The following is a 24,965-nucleotide window of genomic DNA, read 5'->3' as shown; positions in this document are numbered from 1 at the left end:
CTTTTGTTTATAATAATTTCTTCTGTCCATTATAAAAAGCATCCGCTTGTAATTGCATGAGCTCTCGTGCTTTTTTTCGTTTATACGCATAAAGTTCATCTTCTTCTGCAATAGCTGTATAGACTTTATTATTAATAGCAAAATCTGCTTTCAAGGCTAATTTTCGTTCTTGTACTTTTTGATCTACTAAAGATTTAATAGCAGTTTCTTGGTCTTCTAATTTAAAATCGTATTCACCTTTTGGTGATAATAGCTTCGCGAAAATTGGAGACGTTTCAATAGCTAAGAATAACAAGAAAATAAAAAATGAAGGTAGCCAAGGTAAAGTGTTTAAAGCGTTAACACGCGCCATTAAACCATCAAAACCATCTATTATTGGTTGTGTAGTCGCAACTTGAGTATCATAATCTGTTTTTAGTTTTGCAATCGCCGTTTCAGTAGTAGCAATTTTTGCTGTATTTGTTTCTTTTAGCAGTTTTAAATCTGCAAGTGCAGCATCATGTTTTTCTCTTTTTTCTTTATAAACAGGTCCTTTTCCTAATTTATTCGTTCCCGATGTGCCTTCGGCTTCAGTAATATATGTGCTATATAACGCATTTACCTCTGTTTCTTTAGTTGCAATTTCACTTTGAAACGCAGTAATATCTTGTTCAAGCGCTTCGGTTTTTGGATTAAATTGAAGTGCAATTTGGTCTTGATTAGCCAACGTTAATTCATTTTTTTGTTCCAATAAAACCTGATTAATTTCTTTCTCAAAAATCTTTAATTCTAATGGTTTCGAAATAACAACTGCAATAATAACTGCTAAAATTAATCGTGGAGAGGCTTGGAGAATTTCGTCTAGAATAGTGTCTCTTTTTTTAATTGTAGACACTATAAAACGGTCAAGATTAAATATTAATAATCCCCAAACCAACCCAAAACCAATAGCAGCGAATAGGTTATCGAAAACTGTAAAAAGAGCATAGCTAGAGGCTATAAATGCCATTACAGCAGTAAAAAATACAGTAGCACCAATGCCAGCATATTTGTTTTGTTCGCCATTGGCACTGTTTTTAAGAATATCTGTATCTGCTCCAGAGCAGATGATAAAGAATTGTTTAAGCATGATGATTGATTTTGATTGATGATTAGACTATTAGAACGTTAAAACATGCTTTTTGTTACATTATTTTAACAAAAAAAGACCTGTCAGGTTTTTGAAACCTGACAGGTCTGAGTAGAAATTTTTCGAATTATTAATTTAAGGTTTTTATTTTACTGGCTCCAGGGCGTTAATTATTTGCTGTATTTTTTTATAAACGGTATCAATATTACCATATGTTCCAGTAATACCTGTTGAGAATTTTTCTAAAATATTATTACCTAACAATACCTTATCATCAATCTCTAAAACAACTCTTATTGAGTCTTTGCTTTTTATATTAGTAATTTTACCAAAAGATTCTATTAACTTTTTGTTCCATTCTATTTTTTTTGCATTTTTAAGAGATGAAAAAGTGAAACTCATTGCTACTTCATTTTTACTTGCTTCATATCGTTCTCTTTTAGCTTTTACTTCCTCTTTAAGAGCTTCTCTTTTTTGTTTTATTGCTTCTTGTTTAATTTGTAATACTTTTTCTCTTTCTTTTTTTCTTTGTTCAGTAGCTTTCTTCCGCTCTTCACTAATTTTTTTTCTATTCTCTATTGCTTTAACTCTACCGTTTTCTACAGTAATTGGCTCTGTAGATAATTTTATAATAGACTTTCCATTATTTGTAGAGGATGAGATATTAATTTCTGAATTGTTTTTTGCAATATCAAGAGCTTTGTCAGAACTAATTGATTCTCCATTGTAGTAAAATGAAGCGCCTTTTTTTGCCATATGTACTACATAGTCCGATGAAGACATTGGAGGCGGTGGCGGCGGTGGTAATTTAGATTTTTCACCTTTTACTACTTTTGCAGGCGGTGGCGGTGGTGGCGGTAAAACCTTTCCCTCTTTATTAGTAATAAATCCATCGCTGTTATAATACGTTTTTCTGCCTTGATACACAGTGTAATAGTGCGATTCTCCGTTTTTTAGCATCTCGTAACCCGATTCTATGCCTTTTGGTGTCTTCTCAATAATTTGGTTTAAGGTTAATTTTTTACCCTTCACGTATTGAGGTGCTTTTGTTGGCGGTGGCGGCGGTGGTAATTTAGATTTTTCACCTTTTACTACTTTTGCATGCGGTGGCGGTGGTGGCGGTAAAACCTTTCCCTCTTTATTAGTAATAAATCCATCGCTGTTATAATACGTTTTTCTGCCTTGATACACAGTGTAATAGTGGGATTCTCCGTTTTTTAGCATCTCGTAACCTGACTCTATGCCTTTTGGTGTCTTCTCAATAATTTGGTTTAAGGATAATTTTTTACCCTTTACGTATTGAGGTGCTTTTGTTGGTGGTGGTGGCGGTGGCGGTAAAGTTGATTTTTTACCTTTTACGACCTTTGGAGAACGTGAATATTTTTTATCGTTTTTATCTACCAGTGTAATGAAAACTGGAGATAGTTTTTCTTTGTTTACAGTTTTAATATCGAATAGTGCTACTGTAACTCCAAGGTTGCTTTTATTTAAATAATTTAAAGCTTTAGCGTTTAATGCGTCTCCTTTGATAGATTCTGTTGGGTTACCTGGAAATTTTACTTTAAAAGCTAAAATGTTATCTCCAGTTGTTGTGCCTAAAATCATTTTTTCAACTCCTTTTTTAGAAAGGCTGAGTTTGCAACCATCGCAAAAAATTCCGTTTATTGTAAGGATTGGTTTTTGAATATCGATAAGCTTTTGTTCACGTTCTGTTAACTTGCCTTTGACTTTGGTTTCACCAATAGCAACTGTAATATTTTGTAAATTTTCGCCTAGTTTTTTTCCTATTTCTTGAATAAAATCTTTCTCAAGAGTGCTGTCAGATTTTAAATGGATGGTTGACTTTTTATTATTAGTAACCTGATTGAATTCCTTTTCTAAATTATCTAAGCTAGTAAGGTTTCCATTCAAGTAAAGTTTAGTTGGATTTAATTTAACTTCTAAAAGAGGGTTTACTAATGAAGAAGGAATATTATTTATTTTAGTTTTTATGTCATTTGGTAGATCGTTTCTAAATTCTATAGATAATGATTGAGGTTTATCTGTGTTGTTTTTTTCGTCTGAAGTTAATTTAGAATAATCTTCAATCATCAACATATAAGTAGCCACTACTTTTTTTCTCAATACATTCGTTTTTCCGTTTTCTTTATAGTTATCTAATTCTACGAGATATTTAAACATGCTTTCTTCATATTTTTCAATATTTGAATTAGTTCTAATTTCCATAGCAGGAACAATCTCCTTCTCTACTTGTTCTCTTCCGCTAAAGCTAAAAAGTAATCCAGCTAAAAGAGGCAGTAATAATAAACTTCTAAGCCATATGGCTTTTTTCGAGGTTTTTGTTTTCATAATTGTAAATCGTTTTTTGATTAATGAATAATTGATGGCATGCGCCAATGGAATTTCATTCGCAGTCGAAGTAAATTGAAGCAAAGTTTCTTGGTAAGTAAATGAGTCTATACCTTGTTTTAAAACAGCGTCGTCTGCTAGAAATTCGTGATTAAGTTTAATGTCTTTATTTATAAAATAGAGTAATGGATTAAACCAACATACAATTTGTAAACCCTCAATAAATAATACGTCAAGCGAGTGTTTTTGACTTGCATGTGTTTGTTCGTGTAGCAGTACTTCCTTCGGAATTTCTTTTGCTTCAAACTTTGTTTTGTTTAAAAATATGTAGTTAAAGAAGGTGTGTGGTACTATTAAATCGTTTAATAAAACGGAGATATAATTATTATATTTTTGTTTTTCATTTTTATTAATTTTTGAAATAATACCAAATAAGTTGACACAAAATTTAGTTGCAAATAGTAAAGCGCCTAAACCATAAATACTCCAAAGAATAATGGCTAAATAGTTGGTTGGTTCTGCATTATTTATAACAACATCTGAAGGTAAATAGGCGGCAGTGTCCACAAAAACAGCGTTATTTTCTGCATAGTAGACAGGCTCTACATATTCTATAAATGTTATAAACGGAATAACTATTGAAGCCACTAAAGCACCTAATAGATAGAAGCGTTTAAACTTATGAATGCTTAAATGTTCTAAAAATAGTTTGTAGAAAACCATTAATATCGCTAGGCATACTGCCGATTTTAAGATTAAGAGTTCCATATTTATTTAATGCGTTGGTTTTTATTCTTTGTTATTTGTCTCATTTAACCTTGTAGATTAGGATTAATTCTCTGTTTGAAATTATAGGACTACTGCGGTTTGTTTTTAATTTCTGTATCAATAATGGTTCGTAATTCTTGCAGTTCTTCTTTTGACAGATTGGTTTCTTTTGTGAAAAATGAGGCAAATTGTGAGCTGCTATCGTTAAAAAAGTTTTTAATGAGTCCGTTTACATGTTTAGAGAAGTAGTCTTTTTTCTTTACTAACGGATAATACTCGCGAGAATTTCCAAATAAGTTATAGGCAATAAAGCCTTTGTCATTCATGCGTTTTAAAAGTGTAGCAACGGTTGTGTTTGCAGGTTTTGGTTCTGGATACGCTTCTAGTAAGTCTTTCATGAACCCTTTTTCTAGTTTCCATAGGTAATTCATTAAATCTTCTTCGGTTTTTGAAAGCTGCATGTTCTACAAGTTTAGATTGTTCTCTACAAATGTAGAGCATATAATTCAATTCTACAAACGTAGAGGAATAAAATTTTAATAAGCGATTAGTGTTTTCTTGAGCGTAGACTTTCTATAACTACTGTCGATAGTATTAGTAAACCACCAAAAAAAGTGTTCCATGTTGGGATTTCGTTTAAAAAGAAAAAGGCAATAAGAATCCCAAAAATAGGTTGAGTGCTGCCAATAATGCTTGCAGTGCTTACTTTAAAATGTTTTAAACTTTGTATAAATAGGGTGTGACCAATTGCCGTGGTTACCAATGCAAGAATGATAACATACGGAAATTGAGTGCTAATGTTTGAGGTGTCTAAAAAGAATAATGTTGGTACTAAAACAATACTCATAATTAGTAATTGAAAAAACATAAGACTACTGCCATGATATTGTTTTACATATTGTTTAAGGATTAATATACGCATGGCATAACAAAATGCTGAAAATAGACCAAACAGAATACCTTTTACAGAATCACTCTCAAAATCTAATGCTGGCGATAATATGTAAATACCTAAAAGCACCATTGCGCCTAAAAGAAGATGTATGTAATCGAATTTTGTTTTAGTAAATACAGGTTCTAAAAACGCTGTCATTATAGGGAAAGTAAACAAAGATAACATTCCTATTGCTACGCTAGAGAGCTGTAAGGCTATAAAATAAGTGATCCAATGTGACGCCATAAATAAGGCGCTAAATATAAAAGCTCCTAAATCTCTTTTAGATTGGATTTTAAGATTTATGTTTTTGTACTTACAAAAAAGGAGTAGAAATAGCATCCCTAAAGCACTTCTCCACCAAATTGTTACTGGAGCTGGCATATCTATAAACTTGCCTAAAGCACCAGATGTACTTATTAGTAAAGTAGCAAATGTGAGTTCTAAAACCTGCTTAAGATGTTGGTCTTTCACTTTGGTTGGTTGTGTAAGTGGTAGTAGTGGCATCCTTTATTTTGCTGCCATATATGGCAAAATAAAGATATAGCGGATGACGCGACCACCTTTTGCTCTTTAAAAGCAAAAGGTGGTTACACCCTAATTTTATTTAGACATTTCTGTAAAATGCTTGTAAAAACCTGGAATGGTTTCAATGCCTTTTAAATAGTTCCAAACGCCAAAATGTTCGTTTGGACTATGGATAGCATCACTATCTAGGCCAAAGCCCATTAAAATAGTTTTGCTTTTTAGTTCTTGCTCGAATAATGAAACAATAGGGATACTGCCACCACTACGTTGTGGAATTGGTGTTTTGCCAAAAGTATCTGAGTAAGCTTTACTCGCTGCTTTATAACCAATACTGTCTATAGGAGTTACATAGCCTTGTCCGCCATGATGTGGTGTTACTTTTAGGGTCACTCCTTTGGGCGCTATACTTTCAAAATGGTTTTTAAAGAGTTCTGTTATGTTTTCCCAATCTTGATTAGGTACCAAGCGCATAGAGATTTTTGCAAAGGCTTGGCTTGCAATTACCGTTTTTGCACCTTCTCCTGTATAGCCTCCCCAAATACCATTAACGTCTAATGTTGGTCTAATAGAATTACGCTCGTTTGTTGTGTAACCAGCTTCTCCATAAACAGAGTCTATATCTAAAGCTTCTTTGTATTCTTCTAAAGAAAAAGGTGCTTTTGCCATTTGTGCGCGTTCTTCTTTTGATAATTCTTCGACATTATCGTAAAAACCAGGAATAGTAATATGGTTATTCTGGTCGTGAAGCGATGCGATCATTTTTGTTAATACGTTTATTGGGTTTGCAACTGCGCCACCATATAAACCAGAGTGTAAATCTCTATTTGGTCCTGTAACTTCAACTTCTACATAACTTAAGCCACGTAAACCCGTTGTAATTGAAGGAGTGTCTTTTGCTATCATTCCTGTATCGGAAATTAAAATGACGTCGTTACTCAGTTTCTCTTGATTCTGTTTAACAAATTTAGCTAGGTTTACGCTTCCTACTTCTTCTTCGCCTTCAATCATGAATTTTACATTACAAGGCAGCGTATTTGTGCTCGTCATGTATTCCATTGCTTTAACATGCATATACATTTGTCCTTTATCATCGCAGGCACCTCGTGCAAATATTGCACCTTCTGGATGTAATTTGGTTTCTTTAATTACAGGCTCGAAAGGAGGAGATGTCCATAAATTTAATGGATCTGGTGGTTGCACATCATAATGACCATAGACTAAAACGGTAGGAAGGTTTTTGTCTATTATTTTATGAGCGTATATAATTGGATAGCCTTCTGTTTCGCAAATTTCTACAACGTCGCAACCAGCGTCTGTCAAGCTTTTTGCAACAACATCTGCTGTTTTAATGGTATCATTCTTATAGGCAGAGTCTGCGCTTATTGATGGAATTTTAAGTAATTCTATCAATTCAGATAGGAATCTATCTTTGTTTTTTTCAATGTAAGATTGAATATTTTTCATAGTATTTTATTGAATTTTAGTAAAAGTACAAAAAGAGATAAACTTTTTGTAGAAAAGAATTGTTTGAATGTTGAAACTATTTGTATATTTGCCATCTATTTTGCGGGCGTGGTGGAATTGGTAGACACGCTAGACTTAGGATCTAGTGCCGCGAGGTGTGAGAGTTCGAGTCTCTCCGCCCGTACTTCAAGAGAAAGCTAACTTTAACGAGTTGGCTTTTTTTATGTATAATGGTCATTTTTTTTATAATCTAAATTTTTTATAACTGCTTTTAATTGCTCTTCTTATTACAAAATAAGCTTTACAGTATTGAGGCGTTAAAAAAATAATATTTTGAAATTATAGTATCAAACAATAGCTTTAATTGTAAATAAAACACCTCCTCCTAACTTGCAGAGTCTTTAGATATGGCTAATTGTTATCTTGTGAAAGCGTCTTATTCTAAATGGAATAGTAAGGTGTGAAAACGAAAGCCATTTCTGGAAAGATGTTGATTGTTAAAAATGTTGTTAAAAAGGGTTCTTAGACCATGATTGTTCTTTATTAGAGAAAGGCTATCCAAAGATTATTTCGTGTTTCAACTCAAAAAAATAGTACACACAATTTTTAATGATGAAAAGTTTGATAATACTAATTATTTTTTTATTTAAAATTATTGTAATATTTTTGTATGCAAATCCTTTGCTGTTTTTGTTAAAAAGAAGAGAGACGTTAAAAAATGAATAATGAGTTTTGAAAAAAAGGCGATAATTTTTAGCATTATTTTACTCGTTACCATTAAAATTGCAGCTCAAGAAAAAGCGACTGAAGTAAACCAGTTTAAAAATCAAATTGGAATAGAAATTTCCGATATCATTGATGGTACGATACAATTAAAATACGAACGCTTATTGGGGAAACATATTTCTGTAGGTTTAGGTATAGGAATAAAAGACGAAGAGGGCATCATTAAACTATCTGGTTTAGATAGAGAACAACTAAAAACAGGTGATATTGCCTATTCAGGGTTTAAAGTAATTCCTGAAATACGTTATTATCTTAATAGAACCCAACAGTATGCTATGGATGGTTTTTATTTTGGAGTCTACCTAAAATATAGTAATTTTAATTCGGACTTAGATGGCACTTATAGTAATGATGTAGGCGATAATTTTACGATAGCTTTTGATGCCGATATTAAAGTAACGTCTGTAGGCTTTATGGTTGGTTACAAATGGGCCATAAGTAAACGATTTGCCATAGACTTTTTAATTGCAGGACCCGGTGTTGGTACTTATAATTTTTCTCTAAAAAACACCCAAGGTCTCCCTGACGAGTTTTATGATGATTTTAATGATGCTTTAGATCAATACAGTTTGTTTGACTTATTGGATGGCGATTTTAGATTTAAAGCTACAGATGAAAAATCTAAATTTATATTGCCATCTTTTAGATATGGTATCTCTCTAAACTATTCATTTTAAATAAATTTTGCAAGAATTTTAAAATATGAAAAACACACTACTATTCCGCTTTCTTTTTTACTTTTCATTTGACGATTTTTCTCAAAGGGATTTAGAAAACGAATCGCTTAACTCTATATGTAAATTTAATATGACACCAAACGCCTAGTTTACAGGTTTAAACGGCTGTACTCTTGATTGTGAAAAAGACGGTTTCCGCTTAGAATCAACAACTGCTAGTTTTGCAACTGCAGTAAATATTCACTTTTAATAATAATTCACTTTTAATAATTTAATATTTAAAATAATTTATAATGAAAAAAACACACTTAATTATTTGTTTAATAGCACTGTCATTTACCTCATGTTCCAGTGTTAAGGTTCTTAATTCTTGGAAAGCAGAAAATGTAAGCTCAGTAAAAGATAATAATATGCTAGTTATAGCTAGAACAGATAATACATCTGCTCGTATTGCTTTTGAGAACGAAATTGTAAAGCAATTACAAGAAAAAGGAATTAAAGCTACAGCTAGTTTTACAAAGTTCCCTAAACTAAATCCAGATCAAAAAATAGATGAAGAGAAACAGAAAATGATAAAAGCCATGCTAAAAAAAGAAGGCTTTAATGGTGTTGTCTTAACTGTAATTAAAGATACTCAAGAACTTTCTAAAACAGTTAGCGATGGTGGTGGTTATGTTGGAGGGAACTATTATGGTTATTATCCAAGATATTATGGAGGGTTTTATGGTTACTACCGTAATCCAATGTCGTATTCTACTTATGGTAATTATGTACCAGAAACCTCTACGACATATACTGCAACAAACTATATTCTAGAAACTGTAGTTTATAATTTAGAAGAAGAAGGTGAAAAACAATTGGTAACCGTTTTAACATCAAGAATTGAAGAGCCGGAAAATGCGTCTGCAATAGCGAAAGAATACGTGAAAGCAATTGCTAAAAGTTTTAATAAAAAATAAAACCACTACCTATTGGGTTTACTAACAAACTGATGAGTATTAAAAACACTCATCATAATGGTCAGTTAGAAAACGAAATAAGTGGCGTAAAGGATCAGTAGTTATAGCTAATGACACCTTTTTTTAAACTATATTTGATATAATTACTCACTAAAAACAAAAAAATATGAAATTAAAAGCCATTAAATTTTTAGCTATACTTTTATTAGCTAGTTTTTTTTCCCATGCACAAGGGGATAAAAAACCAAACATCCTTGTGATTTGGGGAGACGATATTGGACAATCTAACATAAGTGCCTATACTATGGGACTTGTTGGTTACAGAACACCAAATATTGATCGCGTAGCAAAAGAAGGTATGATTTTTACAGATTATTATTCCGAACAAAGTTGTACAGCAGGACGTTCTTCTTTTATTTTGGGACAAAGTGTATTGAGAACTGGCTTGAGTAAAGTTGGTATGCCAGGTGCATCAGGAGGAATTAATGTAAAAGATCCTACTATTGCTGAGATGCTAAAACCATTAGGATATACAACAGGACAATTTGGAAAAAATCATTTAGGTGATCTTGACGAAATGCTACCAACAAATCATGGTTTTGATGAATTTTTTGGTAATCTATATCATTTAAATGCGGAAGAAGAGCCCGAATTAGAAGATTATCCAGATCCGGCTTTATATCCAGGTTTTGCCAAAAAATATGGCCCACGTGGTGTCATCCATTCATATTCAGATGGGAAAATTGAAGATACAGGTCCATTAACAAAAAAACGTATGGAAACAGTGGATGATGAAACACTTGCTGCAGCAAAAAAATTCATCAGAGAGGCAGTATCATCGAGCACACCCTTTTTTGTGTGGTGGAATGGTACACGTATGCATTTTAGAACCCATGTGAAAGATTCAAAACGTGGTATTTCAGGACAAAATGAATATGGCGATGGTATGGTTGAACACGATATGCACGTTGGAGAATTATTAGATTTATTAGATGAATTAGGTGTTGCAGATAATACTATTGTGCAATATGGTACTGATAATGGACCACACAAAAATACGTGGCCAGATGCAGGTGTTAACCCATTTAGAGGTGAGAAAAATACCAATTGGGAAGGTGGTTGGAGAACCCCATCAATGGTTAGATGGCCTGGTAAAATTGAGGCTGGATCTGTTTCAAATGAAATCATGTCAGGAATGGATTGGTTTCCAACGTATTTAGCTGCAGCTGGAAATCCAGACATCAAAGAAAATTTATTGAAAGGTGTTACAGAAAATGGACGTTCTTATAAAGTACATTTAGATGGGTATAATATGTTACCGTTTTTAACTGGAAAAGAGAAAAAAGGCGCACGAAAAGAATTGTTTTATTTTTCTGATGATGGCGAATTAATGGCGTTGCGATTTAATGATTGGAAAGTGACTTTTATGCACCAACCGTCTCAAGGAACTTTAGATACTTGGTCCAAACCTATGGTTACAACAAGAATCCCTTGGCTTTATAATTTAAGACAAGATCCTTATGAGTTGGCTACTACAACATCTAATACGTACTGGGATTGGTATCTTGATCATGTCTTTCTATTGTTGCCAGCTTCTGAATATGTAGGTCAATTTATTGCTACATTTAAGGCATATCCTCCAAGAATGAAAGCGGCAAGTTTTAATTTAGGAGATACAATGAAAGCTCTCGAAGAGGGTTCTGGTTCTAAATAAATTTTAAAACCTTATAAGGGATTGTGTTTTTTTAACACAATCCCTTTTTTTTATATTGAATTTGATAATTATAGCTAAATGGAAAATTATGAAACAACAACGACTACTTTTTTTAATTTTTATTGCATTATTTTCTAGCTACGCTAGTGCACAATCTTTTGAAATTACTCCGTCATATGGGTATCAGTTTGGAACCAAACTGAACTACGGCCCTAATTATATTAAGATGGAAGATGGTGGCCAATTTGGTATTAACCTTGCCTTTGAATTACAACCAAGCATGATGTTAGACGTATCATATTACAATATGAACTCTGAAACCAGAATCAGAGATGTTTTTATCGCGCCATTTGAGCGACGTTTGACAGATTTAAACCTTGATTGGTTTCTTATTGGTGCAACACGCTATTTTAAACAAGGTCCTTTAAAACCTTTTGTAGGTGCAGGCCTAGGAATGGTGTTGATAAGTCCTGAAAATGAAAATTTAGATATTGTGAATAGCAGTTTTAGTAGTGAAACAAGGTTTGCATTTAGTTTTAAAGCTGGTGTGAACTATATGTTTACAGATATCGTAGGGATCAACCTTCAAGGGAATCTTTTTTTTCCAGTAAATTATGGGGGTTTTTATTTTGGTTCAGGGGGAGCTGGCGTTAACACTGGTTCTACTTTAATCTTTGGAGGCTTTAGTGGAGGGCTCGTATTTAAGATTGATACCAACTAAATTTAATTGGGAGTTTTATAGTAATTGGTTCTTACAAAAATGGAATCAAAATTAATCCAAACTAAAAATTATGAAAAATATACTAAGCTTACTACTTGTTTTATTTTTGCTTGTTGCTTGTAAAGATATCACAGACTCAAAAGAAACACCTAAAACAGGAACTGCAGATGTTGTCGATCCATTACCATCCTGGAATGATACGAATACTAAAGACGCAATCATTGCCTATGTTACCGATGTGACTTCAACAGGAAGCGACAATTTTATTCCAATTGCCGACCGTATTTCAACCTTTGATAATGATGGTAATTTATGGAGTGAGCAACCTGTCTATTTTCAATTGTATTTTGTTTTAGATAGAATTAAAGCAATGGCAAAGGAGCATCCGGAGTGGAAAGAACAACAGCCCTTTAAAGCTGTTCTAGAAGATGATATGGAAACCGTAATCAAATCTGGTATGAAAGGCATTGGTCAATTATTAATGACAACGCATGTTGGAAATACTACGGAAGAATTTGATGCTCTCGTTAAAGAGTGGATTAGCACTGCAAAACATCCAACTAAAAAGGTAGGTTATGATAAACTAGTGTATCAGCCAATGCTCGAATTATTAGGCTATTTGAGAGCGAACGACTTTAAGACCTATGTAGTTTCAGGCGGTGGTGTAGACTTTATGAGAGCATTTGTGTCTCCAGTGTATGGAATACCTTCTGAACAAATTATAGGAAGCAGAATTACAACGGAATTTGATTATAATGCTGGTCATCCAAGAATTATACGCACAGCTGGTCTAGATTATAATGACGATAAAGAAGGGAAGCCATTAAATATTCAAAAAATAATTGGTAAAAAACCTGTATTCGCTTCCGGAAATTCCGACGGAGATTTGCAAATGATGCAATGGACAGCATCTAATACTCATAAAAGTTTTATGCTCTATCTTCATCATACCGATGCAGTGCGTGAATGGGCATATGATAGAGATTCTCATATCGGAAAACTGGATAAGGGTTTAGATCAAGCTAATAAAGACGGTTGGTCTGTAATTGATATGGCAAAAGATTGGAAGGTTATTTATCCTTTTCAGAGAAATTAGAGTATTATCAGAACAACACGATGCTTTAGTGTGCTTTTTTATACTGTATGCTCAGGAAATCGATAAAGATAGTACAACAAAATCAGAACATAATCCTAAGTTTAAGGATGCTATAGGTGGTCAACTCGATTTGAGTATCTGTCTTTTTACAGGTAAATGTTTTTTTATCACAAATAATGATTGGGCTACTAGTTAACATCTAGTTCTGCTGGGAAAAGATGGTGTAGAAGTGCTTGAAGATATAGAATGAATTTTATTAAATTGAAATCACGATGATGAAACAAAAACACCTTACGCTAACATTGATGCTGATTAGCAGCGTGATAATGTATAGTCAAGAAGAAAAACAAGAAGCGGATGAAGAACATGTTGAGGCGATTAAAAAGCATTCCGTAGCCTTGTTTCTAACACATAGTTTTATAGGTCAAGGCGTGTCAGATGGTAATAAGGATTTGTTAATAGTCCCTTCATTTGCCATAAATTACAATTATAGTTTCAATCATAAATGGGCACTTGGTTTGCACACCGATCTAATTATTGAAGAGTTTGTAGTAGAACGCCAAGACTCTAACGAGGAAATATTGGAACGTGAATTCCCCTTATCTGCACTTCTTGTTAGTTCTTATAAACTATCAGAAAGTTTCGGAATTGGTATTGGCCTTGGTATAGAATGGGAAGCCAACGCGAGTTTTGCAGTTGCGCGATTTGGAGCAGAATATGGTATAGAAATTCCATTGAAAGAAATGGAAGTGATTTTTGCATTTAACTATGATCTAATTTTTGAAGCATATGATAGTTTTAACCTCGGTATTGGAATCGCGAAAAAGTTCTAATTCTATATATGGGTGTCATCTGTATTTTAATTAATTTTAATACAGCTTAAGGGTTTTATTCAATAGTTAAATTAAACGGTGCAAAACAGACATGCATAAACTTATTTTGCATATTTAATTCGCCTGTTATTATATGGATAATAGCGAAATAACAAATTTGTTATTTCGCTTGTAAATGATTAAAAAAGGCGTTTATACTATTTGAAAATAAATAAGTAATATATTATAATTATAAAAAATATGACACCATTTGAATCGATTACAGTTTTAAAAGAACAAATGTCTCAGTCTATAATTGGACAAGAAACCTTGATTAATCGCATCATATTAACCTTACTTGCAGATGGTAATATGCTGTTGGAAAGTGTGCCAGGTTTAGCAAAAACAAGAGCTATTAAATCTTTAGCAAATAATTTGGATTGCGGCTTAAGTCGTATTCAGTTTACACCCGATCTATTGCCTTCAGATGTAACAGGAACAGAGATATACCTTCCAGATGGAAAGGAAAAATTTGTTTTTCAAAATGGTCCGATCTTTAGTAATCTTATTCTTGCAGATGAGATAAATAGAGCGCCTGCAAAAGTGCAATCGTCTCTTTTAGAAGCAATGGAAGAACGGCAAGTGACTGTAGCAGGTAAAACCTATCAAATGGAAAAACTGTTTATGGTCATGGCAACACAAAATCCTATTGAACAAGAAGGAACCTATCCCTTACCTGAAGCACAGATGGATCGATTCCTTGTACATACCATTATCGATTATCCAAACGATGATGCAGAGCTAGCTATTATGCGTTTGAACAAGGCAGAGGCGTCAGAAGAAAAAAGTATGGCACCAACCAATACAATTGCTCAACAAGTTATTTTTGACGCTCGTAAAGAAATCGCTAAAATTAAAGTGACAGAAAATATTGAGAAGTATATAGTAAGTCTCATATCTGCAACGCGATATCCAGAAAAGTTTGACCTCGGATTTGCAAAGCTTATTGAATTTGGTTCAAGCCCAAGAGGTACCATTGCATTAGATCGTTGCAGTAGAGTACATGCGTGGATGCAAAATAGAGATTTCGTAACACCAGATGATGTTCAGGAAGTTATTAAAGACGTATTGCGTCACAGAATAGCATTAAGTTACAAAGCAAGAGCAGAAGGTATTACAACCAATTCTATTATAGATAAATTGATTCAAGTGGTTGCCGTTATTGCGTAACTTCATGAATTTTATGGAATTAATAATTCATGAAGACCGAAAATAAAAATCCTAATGTATTTCTCACTCTAGATCATCTTTTGAATCTGGAGCAATTTAGTGCGGTTTTGAATTTGAAAACTGGAAAACAAAAGTCTAATAGTGTATTGTCTGGTAACTATTCTTCAAAATTACGTGGAAGAGGTTTAGATTTTGAAGAAGCTAGGCCTTATGTAATGGGTGACGATATTCGAAACATTGATTGGAGAATTACAGCAAAAACTGGAAAAACACACACGAAAGTATTTACGGAAGAAAAAGAAAAACCTGCGTTTATCTTTGTGGATCAATCAGAGTCAATGGGTTTTGGATCACAGCATAAAACTAAATCCGTTGTCGCTGGAGAATTGGCAGCCATTCTTGCACATAAGATTAAAAAAAGCGGAGATAGAATAGGCGGAATGGTCTATTCTGTAGAAGATTATGATATTGTAACTCCTAAAAGAGATACTAAAAACAGTATTCATTTTTTTCAAAAAATAGTCCAAGCAAATCAACACATATATGAGCAAAAACCCTTTGACTTAGAATCGTCTTTAACAGAAGTAATGAGCAGATTACAGCATGTCATTACCCATGATTATTTGGTGTTTATTATAAGTGATTTTCATAGATACAATGATAATGTCTTACAATACATCAATCAGTTAGCATTGCATAATGATGTAGTGTTAATAAAGATATATGATCCATTGGAAGAAGTAATACCATCACAAAAAATTGTGTTATCTGATAAGGAACGTCAAATAAGCATCAATGGAAAAAATAAAAATTTACAAAAAGAATTGCAGGTTGATTTTGAAAAAAATTATAAAACTTTTGAATCAAAATTAGGAGCATTAGGAACGACGATATTTAAAATTAACACAGTAGATGCTATCGAAGATCAACTCTTAGAGCTGTTTAATAATTATAATGTATAAATGCAAAACGAACCAGCGAACATATCAAATCAAACGGTTGAATTAGGTGCTTTGCTTGAAGCAAGCCCAGTAGCATTTACTATGGACACTCTGGGCTGGAAGATTCTTTTTGGAATATTAATATTGGTCACTATGTGGTTTTTGTATAGGTACTATACCGCTTATAAAAAAAAGGCATACAAGCGTGAAGCAGTTCTTAAGATTAAACACTTAGCAGAGCTTTATAAAAGTAATGATGTGTCTCTAATTTCAGAAACAATGTTTCAGCTAAAGCAAACGGCATTACAGACTTATAACAGAACAGAAGTAGCGTCATTAAAAGGCATAGAATGGCTTCGGTTTTTAGATAAAAAAGGGAATACGACGTCTTTTTCGAAGAATGAAAATATAATCACTAGCGCTTTGTATAATAATAAATTAGATGAAACAAGTCTGTTTAATAGGAGCGATTTTGTTAAATCAAGTATAAAATGGATAAAAACACATGCCTGAAAATTTTCATATAGCCTATGTGTATGTTGCTCTTTTGGTACCATTACCTATTTTTATTTACTGGTTACTGCCGGCGATTAAAAATAGAACATCGGCATTGGTATATCCTTATTTTCAACGCACTGCTGAGGTCTCTAAAAATAAACCACAAAAAGCGGCTTATGTCAAAAAGAAAAGTTGGTTTTCATTTTTGATACTGTACACCATTTGGTTATTGTTATTGACAGCCTTGTCTTCACCTGAGTTGGTAGGTAAACCAGAAAAAACGATTAAGACATCTCGAAACTTTTTGATTCTGGCAGATTTATCCTTTAGTATGGCAAATAAGGACTGGATTGTAGATCGAAAGCGAACTACACGATGGAATGCTGTAAAAGGTATTATGAAAGATTTTATCACTGAACGTAAGAGTGATAAAATGGGGCTCCTTTTTTTTGCGAGTAGCGCATATATACAAGTGCCTTTTACAACAGATCTAGAGGTTGTTCAAACCATGATGGATGAAGCAGATGTCGGTATGGCTGGCCAATCGACCAATATGGGAAAAGCGATTATAAAAGGAATGGACATGTTTGAACGGGATACCATACCAACCAAAGTAATGTTACTGTTGACAGATGGTGTAGATGCAGGTATAAGTATTTCACCATTAGATGCAGCTGCTATTGCAAAAGAAAATGATGTCATTATTTATACTATTGGAATTGGAAATCCTGGTAGTAACTCTTCTGATTTGGATGAACGAACACTTATTGAAATTGCTAAACGTACAAACGGAAAATACTTTAGAGCGAAAGATTCTGAAGCACTAGAAAACATTTATAAAGCACTAGAATTACTTCAGCCTGTAGAGTACGAAGAGGAGAGATACGTATCAAAAACATTATTGTATTATTATCCACTTGGACTCGCTTTAATACTAAGTTTTATAGCTGTTACTGTAAATACAATACTGCAAATTATTAAACGTATTCGCAATAGACAATGATAGAGCAAGTCACACATATTGATTTGGAGAAATTTCACTTTCTACGAGATCAACATTTTAAAGTACTTTGTATAAGTATAGTTTTAATAGTTATTGGCTTCTTTTTTTACCGTGAATCTAATGCATGGAAAAAAAGTATTGCCAAGCATTTACAGCCTTATGTTATTCAAAAAGGAACTTCATGGAAACCTCGTTTGATTAAATTATCAGTGATACTAATGTTTGTTCTTGGAAGTGTGAGCTTTTTAGGGCCAACTTGGAATCAGGTAAAATCACCTGAAAAGAAGATAAAATCACAATTAATAATCGCCCTAGATCTTTCAACGAGTATGTTGACATCAGATGTTTCGCCAAGTAGATTAGAACGTGCTAAGTTTAAAATATATGATTTTTTAAGTGCAAACCCTAGAGCAGAAACTAATCTATTGGTTTTTGCCGGATCCACTCATACTGCAATTCCATTTACAACAGATTATCGAATTATCGAAGATCAAATTAAGGGTTTAAAACCTAGAATGATGCCAGTCCAAGGGACTGCATTTAATAGTCTGTTTCGTAAAATAGATACGCTCTTTACAAATAACAAAGCAGAAGGAAAAGTGTTGCTCATCACAGACGATTTAGAAGACCTATCAATTGAAACCGTAAGTAACTTTTTACAACAAAATAATGTAAAAATTTATCTGTATCCTTTTGCTACACAAATAGGTAGCTTTATTCCTAATACCAAAGAGAAATCATCATTAAACCTTCAGAAATTGAATAGTTTAAATGCGATGCAGAAGTTAGAAATACTTGAAATAACATTAGATAATAGTGATGTAAAGGATTTAGCAGAGGCTATAAGTGATACTATTCTATTTGATGATCAAAGTAAAGAGGATCAAGAAGACTGGCAAGATAATGGCTATTGGTTGTTGATTCCATTGGTTTTTGTATTCCTTTTTAGTTTTAGAAAAGGTTGGTCTTTATGTATTATACTGCTTATGATAACTTTAAATTCTTGTTCTGGTAATTTAAGCTTAGAGTCAAGTAATTTTGTGTTTAAGGATTTGTGGTTTACTAAAGAGTATCAGGCACAACAAGCCTATAATCAAGAGGATTATAGTAACGCAGCTCAAGACTTCTTAGATCCATTGAGAAAAGGTATAGCCTATTATAAATCTGGTGATTATTTAAGTGCTGAAAGAGCTTTTGAAAATGATACGACAATAACCGGACTTTATAATTTGGGATTAACTTATGCTAAACTAGGAAAGTTAGAGCAAGCAAAAATTATGTTTGAGAAAGTGCTAGAACAAGATCCAAATAATAGCAATGCTTCTAATAATATTGATCATTTAACTGGTGCAATAGCAGAGTTAGAACAAATGGATATTGAAACAGTGTCAAATGAAGAAGGTAATAAAGCTGAAAATAGCCAAAATGATTCGCCAGAAGATTTAAGTGGAGGTGGACAAGAAGCCACTAAAAAAGACATGGAAAAAGAACGCAAAGAAGAAACTCAAGAAACAGACGTGCGCAAAGGCAAAGAACTCGACGAGTTGCCAGATGATTTTAAATCAGGAAATGGCGAGTTGCCTAAAAATATTTTATTAAGAAAAGTAGATGATGACCCGGCACTATTTCTCACTAAAAAATTTAGCTATCAAGTTCGAAAAAAGCAAGTGGTAACCGAAAAAACGATTCATAAATGGTAAAACGGTTTTACATATTAGCGACATTTTACTTGATTGCTAGCAATGCGTTTGGGCAAGGTTTAATGAGTTACGTTACTCTAAATAAAAACAACCCGTATATTGGAGAACCTGTGCAATTAAAGGTTCACGTCTATACAACAACTTGGTTTACATCTGGAATTGATATCGAAAATATTCAAGTAGACAATGCATTGACTGTGTACTTTCGTTCGGTAAGTAGTGTTAAAAAGCACAATGGTAAAAAATATGCAGGCGTTGAGTTTTATTATAATGTATTTCCTACGAAAGATGGACAAATAACCATTCCAAGTTTGGTAATTCGTGTAGAAACGCCAAAAGAGGGCGGTTATAAAGGCATAAAAAGAACACTTAATACCAAACCAAAAACCATTTCAGTAAAACCAGTTCCTTTAGGTTACGAACCACAAAATTGGTTGGTTGCAAATAGCTTAGCGCTTAATCAAAAATGGTCAATGCCTCTTAAAAATATTAAAGTTGGCGATGTTGTTGAACGCACTATTAATCGTTTTGCAGACGGAACGCTAACGGAGTTTATTCCTGCTACACAATGGGATGCTATAAATGGAGTGAGCATTTATCCCCAAAGGCCAAAAGTTAGCACTAACAAATCACGAACTACAGTGTCTGCAAAACGTTCAGAAACAGTTAGCTATTTATTTGAAAAAGAAGGCGAAGTTGTTTTTCCTATCATCAACTACGTGTATTGGAATTCGTCATCAAAAAAAATATATAAAAAGCAAATAGATTCTATTACCGTTTTTGTAAAGCCAAATGTAGACTTGGTAATGTTAAAAAGTTTAAAAAAATCCCTTCAAAGAGAAGAGGTTGAAGCATTAGAAAAAAATCCGTTTTTAATTTTTGGATTAACACCTAAAACATTTTTTGTATATCTCATTATTGGTTTGTTTATTTTAGTGGTTTTTGTTAAAATTTTAAAAGGGATCTTTGCTTATTTTAAAAGAGCGTATCATTGTTATTTGGAGTCTGAAAAACGCGCTTTTAATCAGGTATTGAAGGCTATTGGAAACAATAATTACACCGCGTTTTCAAAAGCAGTCCGTGTTTGGTTAAGCAAACTTGATAGCCCTTATTCAACGTTAATTCATATGATAAATGATTACGGTAATAATGATTTAAAAAAGAGATTCAAAGCAATAAACGAGAACCTTTTTAGAAATAAAAAGGAGAACGATAATACGTGTATAATAGGGATGAAGAAAGAATTAATAATTGTTCGGAAAAAGTACCTAAAAGATCAGGAAGTAAAAAGACATGGGAATACAAACAACAAAGATTGGTTAAACCCAACGCGATTGTAAATAAAAACGTGCAACCCGAATATTTTCAGGGATGCATTGGTTTCTATAAATTATAATTCTGTTTTTGCATTAGTTTACGATTATAAAAATTGATGCCTTCCCAACTTTCTTTTAGGCATTGAGTTTTCCAAAGCTTTTGGAGGAAAGTGAGATGGTTTAAATATTTATGATAAAAATCAAATGAATTAATATTCGATTTATATGAGTTTTAGATTAAAGAAAACATAAAACAAATAATAGTTATCCCTGGTCTTATTTTTACTTTATCAATTAATGCGCAAACTGGAGTGTGGAATCCAGAACTGAAAGAGAATACTGATGACGCTTTATCTAATATCGTATAGAAAACATCAAAACTTGAAAGATTTAAAAACCATGCTTATGCCTATTGCGTTTTTCCTAAGGTTACCAAATCAGGGATTGGTATTGGAGGAGCGGCAGACCATTGCGTTGGTTGTAAAAACGGAAACGTTATTGGTCGTCAAAACTTAAGCAAGCCTCAATTGGTTTGCAATTAGTGGGTTAACAATATATTGAGGTGGTATTCTTTAAAAACGAAGTGGCTTTCGATATATTCACAAACGAAAAGCTTAAATTTGGTGTACAAGCTTCGGGAGTAGGGATCAAAAAAGGTATATCTGCAGATTTATCTTATTCTTGAGGAGTTGCTATTTTTCCACCAATTTGAGGCGGATTAATGTACGAGGCTTCAATAGGAGGGTAACATCTTACTTATAAATCGAACAAATAAATATCAATTAATGAAAAAAAATAATCTATTACTGCTTTTATTCTTATTTTCAATTGGGGTGATTTTTGCTCAAACAGAAGAAACCCAAGAGCCAACAAGTTCGGCAGAAGATCTAGCTAAAAAATTAGCAAATCCTGTATCTTCCCTGATTAGTCTACCATTTCAAACTAATTTTGATTTTGGAGTGGGACCTTTTGATGGCTTTAGATACAATTTAAACTTACAGCCCGTTATTCCAGTATCATTAAACGAGAATTGGAATATGATTAGTAGAACAATTATTCCTATTGTATCTCAAAATGATGTTACTGGAAAAGGAAACAATGAAACTGGACTTGGTGACATTGCGCAGAGCATATTCTTTTCTCCTAAAAAAGTCAAAAATGGACTCGTTTTGGGTGTTGGCCCTGTCTTTGTATTGCCAACAGCAACTGATGATTTTCTTGGAGCAAATAAATGGAGTGTTGGCCCGAATGCTTTGGTTTTAAAAATTAGTGGACAATTGACTTACGGTGCCTTGGTAAATCACGTTTGGTCTATAGGCGGAAGTGGAATAAACGATGTAAATGCTACTTTTTTTCAACCTTTTATGACGTATGCTACAAAAACAGGTGCTTCTTTTAGCCTTGCGTCGGAAAATACACAAAGTTGGGATAACCGTGTTTTTGGTGGATTTGTAGGAGCTTATTATAGCAAAGTAACTAAATTTGGTAAGCAAATGGTGCAACTTAGTGCTGGACCTAAAGTGTTTTATGGTAACAACCCCTTTAATCCAGAATGGGGAATTCGAGCTACTCTAGTTTTATTATTTCCTAAATAAATAATTAACAAATATTATAATTTAAACGCGATTACATGACAGTTTTAAAATCTGTTTGCCCCTTAGAGGTGTGTTTTGATATAAGGTAATGCTCTTTAATTTTTGAAAAAGAGAGTTTGTAATATTCACATGTAATTAATAAAACTATAATAGGATATGCTCAAAACCATAAAGAGTAGGCCTGATTTGAAAATTAAAGTATGAAAAAACACTTAGCACTATTAATTACTCTTTTTTTTAGTGTGCAAACACTTACGGCACAAGCAGCCATTTTTGCCTTATTATTTGGAGATAAGGTCGCTTCAGAAAATTTTAATATTAGTTTAGAAATTGGAGGCGCTTTTTCTTCTTATTCCGATTTAGACTTTAATGATAATGGTAAATTTGGATTGAATTTTGGTATTGGCGGAAACGTGAAACTTTCAGAAAACTGGTTCGTCAGTCCAAATATCTATTTTCTTGCACAAAGAAATACGACGTTTAACAATTTTTCATTGGCAACAGGTGATGCTGGTTTAGATGCTCAGTTTTCTAATACAACTGCAGAGATAGAACTAAATTACATTGATATCCCAATTTTAGTTACTTATCAAACCAATAATAAAAAGTACCGCTTCAGTTTAGCTCCGCAAGTTTCACTTTTGCAAAAATCTAGAGCAGTTTATGCAAACGAGAAAGGTGAATTCAAGCAAAACGTTGCTGATTATATGGAGGATGTAGATTATGGTATGGTTGTAGATTTTGGATATGTTTTAGGGAAGGCACATAAAGGCAAAGGCGTGTATCTTCACGCTCGCTATTATTACGGTTTTAATAATGTGTTTAAAGATATTGTAAGTACTTCTACAAATAGAAACAGTTATTTCTCTTTACATCTTACTCTTCCTTTTATAACAGATGAATTGGCTAACAAGAATTTAGAAGAAGATTAACAAAAAGCATCCTATGAAACCTAAAATTATTATTTTAGTTTGTGCGCTTTTTCTGTTGGGTAGCTTCGCTTTTTCATAAGTATATTTCAATATAGAAATAGCAAATGAAACGTTAAGAATAAATATTGATCCTTATTTGTTAACGGATTTAGAACAAAAAGTTGTCGGTCTAGGTTTTGGCTTGTCATTATATCCAGGTGTGTTTATTATTTAGATGCTTTAATTGACGTCTTACAGGTAGAGTTTAATAATGGAGAACTCTTTTCTAGATGATATTATACGCTTTAATAAAACGACTTCAAGAGCTTCAGTATTCAATATTCGTCCTGATGTTTGTATATTTCCTTCTCTAAATGTATATAGCATATTCGCTAGAGTAGATGAGTATGCAGTGGTCGATTTTAGTGGTTGAATTTTTACGAAGTAACCAGCATAGAAGTTTTAAACTTGCAAACGAAAGAAAATTATAAAGATGTTAATACAGGTTTTTAAATTTAAAAACCAAAAAATTAAATTTAAATAGATATACAAATGAATAAAATTACAGGATTAATGCTCTTTATTTTTGCTTTTTCTAGCTGCAATGAAAACGCTAAGAAAAAGCATACTGTTTTAAAAGAAGAGGTAATAAAAACCTTAGAGGTTGTTGTTCCAGAGACTAAAATGATTTGGATTGAAGGCGGTAATTTTCAAATGGGTGCTCATATTAAAGGGTTTTATGGACGAGAATACCCTGCACATCAAGTAGATATTGATGGCTTTTGGATGGACAATCATGAGGTTAGTAATGCGCAATATAAAACGTTTGTTGAAGCTACCAAATATGTAACAGTCGCTGAAAAAATAGTAGATTGGGAGCAATTAAAGAAAGAACTCCCTCCAAATACTCCTAAACCACATGACAGTTTATTAAGGCCTGGTTCATTAGTTTTTAGAGCTTCAAATCAGCCTGTAAGTTTAAAAAACCTTAATAATTGGTGGTATTGGACTATTGGTGCTAATTGGAAACACCCGCAAGGTCCCAATAGTTCTATTGTAGATAAAATGAACCATCCAGTAGTTCATATTGCATACGAAGACGCTTTAGCCTATTCGACATGGGCAGGCAAGCGATTACCTACAGAAGCCGAATGGGAATTTGCTGCAAAGGGCGGTTTATTAAATAAAAAATATACTTGGGGAAATGAAGAGCCTAAAAACAGAGGAGATCTAGCAAATATCTATCATGGCAGTTTTCCTTATAGCAATACTGCATTAGATAATTATACAGGAACTGCTCCTGTTATGGCTTTTATACCAAATGGTTATGAGCTTTATGATATGGCTGGAAATGTATGGGAATGGACTTCAGACTTGTTTGATGAAAATTATTACAAAGATGTTGTAGGTACAATTTGTAAGAATCCTGTTGGAGCCAAAAAAAGTTATAATCCTAGAGATTCATATGCAACAGAAAGAGTTACTAAAGGAGGTTCTTATTTATGTCATGTTTCGTATTGTTATAATTATCGACCGAGCTCTCGAGAAGGTAGTTCTGTAGATACAGGCATGTCTCATTTAGGTTTTAGATGTGTAAAAAACAAATAGCGCATAAGTTTATTAGAATAAATGAAGTAAACGAGGGAGTCCTAATAATTTAAAATGAACCGTTTTAATATGTCGCCTCATTTTGTTTATTGGAATTACAATCTTTACGCAAGTTGTCTAAACTAGACGCAGATGCCAATTCCTTTGGGGATTAAAGTAGTGAGCATTGGTTTTGGCGATACTTAGCGGTCAATTAATGTTAGGGTAAGATGCCATATTCAGCCTTAAACGCTGTGTTATTTAATGC

General features: G+C 33.1%; 22 protein-coding genes and 1 tRNA gene. 18 read left to right on the top strand and 5 right to left on the bottom strand.

Annotated elements, in window-relative coordinates; genetic code table 11:
• Window positions 1-7: 7 nt before the first annotated feature.
• The 5 genes from RH82_RS16750 to RH82_RS16730 form a co-directional block, all read right to left on the bottom strand.
• Window positions 8-1,108, bottom strand: a complete 1,101-nt coding sequence (locus RH82_RS16750; protein WP_034062499.1) for a DUF4407 domain-containing protein — start codon at window positions 1,106-1,108, stop codon at window positions 8-10.
• Window positions 1,109-1,252: 144 nt separating this feature from the next.
• Window positions 1,253-4,225, bottom strand: a complete 2,973-nt coding sequence (locus tag RH82_RS16745) for a M56 family metallopeptidase (RefSeq protein WP_081979288.1) — start codon at window positions 4,223-4,225, stop codon at window positions 1,253-1,255.
• Between the two features lie 89 nt (window positions 4,226-4,314).
• Window positions 4,315-4,686, bottom strand: coding sequence for a BlaI/MecI/CopY family transcriptional regulator (locus RH82_RS16740; protein WP_034062497.1), 372 nt, complete (start codon window positions 4,684-4,686; stop codon window positions 4,315-4,317).
• Window positions 4,687-4,772: 86 nt separating this feature from the next.
• Window positions 4,773-5,666 carry a DMT family transporter gene (locus RH82_RS16735; RefSeq protein WP_052158406.1) on the bottom strand — a complete coding sequence of 298 codons (894 nt, stop codon included), beginning with the start codon at window positions 5,664-5,666 and terminating at the stop codon, window positions 4,773-4,775.
• A gap of 96 nt (window positions 5,667-5,762) precedes the next feature.
• Window positions 5,763-7,151 (bottom strand): dipeptidase, encoded by a 1,389-nt coding sequence (locus tag RH82_RS16730; protein ID WP_034062495.1) that lies wholly within the window; start codon window positions 7,149-7,151, stop codon window positions 5,763-5,765.
• 102 nt (window positions 7,152-7,253) lie between these two features.
• Between RH82_RS16730 and RH82_RS16725 the strand changes: the two genes are divergently transcribed.
• The 18 genes from RH82_RS16725 to RH82_RS16645 all read left to right on the top strand — a co-directional run bounded on the left by RH82_RS16725 (window position 7,254) and on the right by RH82_RS16645 (window position 24,718).
• Window positions 7,254-7,335: transfer RNA gene (locus RH82_RS16725), tRNA-Leu, on the top strand.
• 541 nt (window positions 7,336-7,876) lie between these two features.
• Window positions 7,877-8,614, top strand: a complete 738-nt coding sequence (locus RH82_RS16720; protein ID WP_034062494.1) for a DUF3575 domain-containing protein — start codon at window positions 7,877-7,879, stop codon at window positions 8,612-8,614.
• A gap of 293 nt (window positions 8,615-8,907) precedes the next feature.
• The gene (locus RH82_RS16715; protein ID WP_034062491.1) at window positions 8,908-9,573 is read left to right on the top strand and encodes a hypothetical protein; all 666 of its coding nucleotides are present in this window, start codon (window positions 8,908-8,910) and stop codon (window positions 9,571-9,573) included.
• Window positions 9,574-9,739: 166 nt separating this feature from the next.
• Window positions 9,740-11,287, top strand: a complete 1,548-nt coding sequence (locus RH82_RS16710; RefSeq protein ID WP_034062489.1) for an arylsulfatase — start codon at window positions 9,740-9,742, stop codon at window positions 11,285-11,287.
• Between the two features lie 88 nt (window positions 11,288-11,375).
• The gene (locus tag RH82_RS16705) at window positions 11,376-12,008 is read left to right on the top strand and encodes an outer membrane beta-barrel protein (RefSeq protein ID WP_034062487.1); all 633 of its coding nucleotides are present in this window, start codon (window positions 11,376-11,378) and stop codon (window positions 12,006-12,008) included.
• Window positions 12,009-12,078: 70 nt separating this feature from the next.
• Window positions 12,079-13,104, top strand: coding sequence for an HAD family hydrolase (locus tag RH82_RS16700; protein WP_034062485.1), 1,026 nt, complete (start codon window positions 12,079-12,081; stop codon window positions 13,102-13,104).
• A gap of 326 nt (window positions 13,105-13,430) precedes the next feature.
• Window positions 13,431-13,937, top strand: coding sequence for a hypothetical protein (locus tag RH82_RS16690; RefSeq protein WP_156112520.1), 507 nt, complete (start codon window positions 13,431-13,433; stop codon window positions 13,935-13,937).
• A gap of 240 nt (window positions 13,938-14,177) precedes the next feature.
• On the top strand, window positions 14,178-15,146 hold the full coding sequence (locus RH82_RS16685; protein WP_034062480.1) for an AAA family ATPase: 969 nt from the start codon (window positions 14,178-14,180) through the stop codon (window positions 15,144-15,146).
• Window positions 15,147-15,175: 29 nt separating this feature from the next.
• Window positions 15,176-16,108: a DUF58 domain-containing protein gene (locus tag RH82_RS16680; RefSeq protein ID WP_034062479.1), complete on the top strand. Its 933-nt coding sequence runs from the start codon at window positions 15,176-15,178 to the stop codon at window positions 16,106-16,108.
• A complete protein-coding gene (locus RH82_RS16675; RefSeq protein ID WP_034062477.1) occupies window positions 16,109-16,600 on the top strand; it encodes a DUF4381 domain-containing protein in 492 nt (163 codons plus the stop codon). It abuts the gene before it with no gap.
• Window positions 16,593-17,588, top strand: coding sequence for a vWA domain-containing protein (locus RH82_RS16670; RefSeq protein WP_034062475.1), 996 nt, complete (start codon window positions 16,593-16,595; stop codon window positions 17,586-17,588). The genes RH82_RS16675 and RH82_RS16670 overlap by 8 nt, the downstream gene beginning before the upstream one ends.
• Window positions 17,585-19,288, top strand: a complete 1,704-nt coding sequence (locus RH82_RS16665) for a VWA domain-containing protein (protein ID WP_052158405.1) — start codon at window positions 17,585-17,587, stop codon at window positions 19,286-19,288. Before RH82_RS16670 ends, RH82_RS16665 begins: the two co-directional genes overlap by 4 nt.
• Entirely contained in the window at window positions 19,282-20,628 is a 1,347-nt protein-coding gene (locus RH82_RS16660) for a BatD family protein (RefSeq protein WP_034062474.1), read from the top strand. Before RH82_RS16665 ends, RH82_RS16660 begins: the two co-directional genes overlap by 7 nt.
• 538 nt (window positions 20,629-21,166) lie before the next feature.
• On the top strand, window positions 21,167-21,289 hold the full coding sequence (locus tag RH82_RS19040; protein WP_262494889.1) for a hypothetical protein: 123 nt from the start codon (window positions 21,167-21,169) through the stop codon (window positions 21,287-21,289).
• A gap of 100 nt (window positions 21,290-21,389) precedes the next feature.
• On the top strand, window positions 21,390-22,199 hold the full coding sequence (locus tag RH82_RS16655; RefSeq protein ID WP_206420440.1) for a hypothetical protein: 810 nt from the start codon (window positions 21,390-21,392) through the stop codon (window positions 22,197-22,199).
• Between the two features lie 200 nt (window positions 22,200-22,399).
• Entirely contained in the window at window positions 22,400-23,131 is a 732-nt protein-coding gene (locus RH82_RS16650; protein WP_034062471.1) for a porin family protein, read from the top strand.
• Window positions 23,132-23,381: 250 nt separating this feature from the next.
• Window positions 23,382-23,543: a hypothetical protein gene (locus RH82_RS18495; protein WP_156112519.1), complete on the top strand. Its 162-nt coding sequence runs from the start codon at window positions 23,382-23,384 to the stop codon at window positions 23,541-23,543.
• A gap of 119 nt (window positions 23,544-23,662) precedes the next feature.
• Window positions 23,663-24,718: a formylglycine-generating enzyme family protein gene (locus RH82_RS16645; protein WP_034062470.1), complete on the top strand. Its 1,056-nt coding sequence runs from the start codon at window positions 23,663-23,665 to the stop codon at window positions 24,716-24,718.
• The last annotated feature ends 247 nt before the right edge of the window (window positions 24,719-24,965 follow it).

Source organism: Lacinutrix jangbogonensis (genome assembly GCF_000797445.1).
In the GTDB taxonomy this organism is placed as follows: domain Bacteria; phylum Bacteroidota; class Bacteroidia; order Flavobacteriales; family Flavobacteriaceae; genus Lacinutrix; species Lacinutrix jangbogonensis.
Note: the sequence above shows the minus strand (reverse complement) of the source record. Positions and strands in the feature narration are given on the sequence as shown.

Excerpts from the sequence above, each read along its gene's own strand:
- RH82_RS16750 (WP_034062499.1), bottom strand. The coding sequence starts at position 1,108 with ATGCTTAAACAATTCTTTATCATCTGCTCTGGAGCAGATACAGATATT.
- RH82_RS16745 (WP_081979288.1), bottom strand. The coding sequence starts at position 4,225 with ATGGAACTCTTAATCTTAAAATCGGCAGTATGCCTAGCGATATTAATG.
- RH82_RS16740 (WP_034062497.1), bottom strand. The coding sequence starts at position 4,686 with ATGCAGCTTTCAAAAACCGAAGAAGATTTAATGAATTACCTATGGAAA.
- RH82_RS16735 (WP_052158406.1), bottom strand. The coding sequence starts at position 5,666 with ATGCCACTACTACCACTTACACAACCAACCAAAGTGAAAGACCAACAT.
- RH82_RS16730 (WP_034062495.1), bottom strand. The coding sequence starts at position 7,151 with ATGAAAAATATTCAATCTTACATTGAAAAAAACAAAGATAGATTCCTA.
- RH82_RS16720 (WP_034062494.1), top strand. The coding sequence starts at position 7,877 with ATGAGTTTTGAAAAAAAGGCGATAATTTTTAGCATTATTTTACTCGTT.
- RH82_RS16715 (WP_034062491.1), top strand. The coding sequence starts at position 8,908 with ATGAAAAAAACACACTTAATTATTTGTTTAATAGCACTGTCATTTACC.
- RH82_RS16710 (WP_034062489.1), top strand. The coding sequence starts at position 9,740 with ATGAAATTAAAAGCCATTAAATTTTTAGCTATACTTTTATTAGCTAGT.
- RH82_RS16705 (WP_034062487.1), top strand. The coding sequence starts at position 11,376 with ATGAAACAACAACGACTACTTTTTTTAATTTTTATTGCATTATTTTCT.
- RH82_RS16700 (WP_034062485.1), top strand. The coding sequence starts at position 12,079 with ATGAAAAATATACTAAGCTTACTACTTGTTTTATTTTTGCTTGTTGCT.
- RH82_RS16690 (WP_156112520.1), top strand. The coding sequence starts at position 13,431 with ATGTATAGTCAAGAAGAAAAACAAGAAGCGGATGAAGAACATGTTGAG.
- RH82_RS16685 (WP_034062480.1), top strand. The coding sequence starts at position 14,178 with ATGACACCATTTGAATCGATTACAGTTTTAAAAGAACAAATGTCTCAG.
- RH82_RS16680 (WP_034062479.1), top strand. The coding sequence starts at position 15,176 with ATGAAGACCGAAAATAAAAATCCTAATGTATTTCTCACTCTAGATCAT.
- RH82_RS16675 (WP_034062477.1), top strand. The coding sequence starts at position 16,109 with ATGCAAAACGAACCAGCGAACATATCAAATCAAACGGTTGAATTAGGT.
- RH82_RS16670 (WP_034062475.1), top strand. The coding sequence starts at position 16,593 with ATGCCTGAAAATTTTCATATAGCCTATGTGTATGTTGCTCTTTTGGTA.
- RH82_RS16665 (WP_052158405.1), top strand. The coding sequence starts at position 17,585 with ATGATAGAGCAAGTCACACATATTGATTTGGAGAAATTTCACTTTCTA.
- RH82_RS16660 (WP_034062474.1), top strand. The coding sequence starts at position 19,282 with ATGGTAAAACGGTTTTACATATTAGCGACATTTTACTTGATTGCTAGC.
- RH82_RS16655 (WP_206420440.1), top strand. The coding sequence starts at position 21,390 with ATGAAAAAAAATAATCTATTACTGCTTTTATTCTTATTTTCAATTGGG.
- RH82_RS16650 (WP_034062471.1), top strand. The coding sequence starts at position 22,400 with ATGAAAAAACACTTAGCACTATTAATTACTCTTTTTTTTAGTGTGCAA.
- RH82_RS18495 (WP_156112519.1), top strand. The coding sequence starts at position 23,382 with ATGGAGAACTCTTTTCTAGATGATATTATACGCTTTAATAAAACGACT.
- RH82_RS16645 (WP_034062470.1), top strand. The coding sequence starts at position 23,663 with ATGAATAAAATTACAGGATTAATGCTCTTTATTTTTGCTTTTTCTAGC.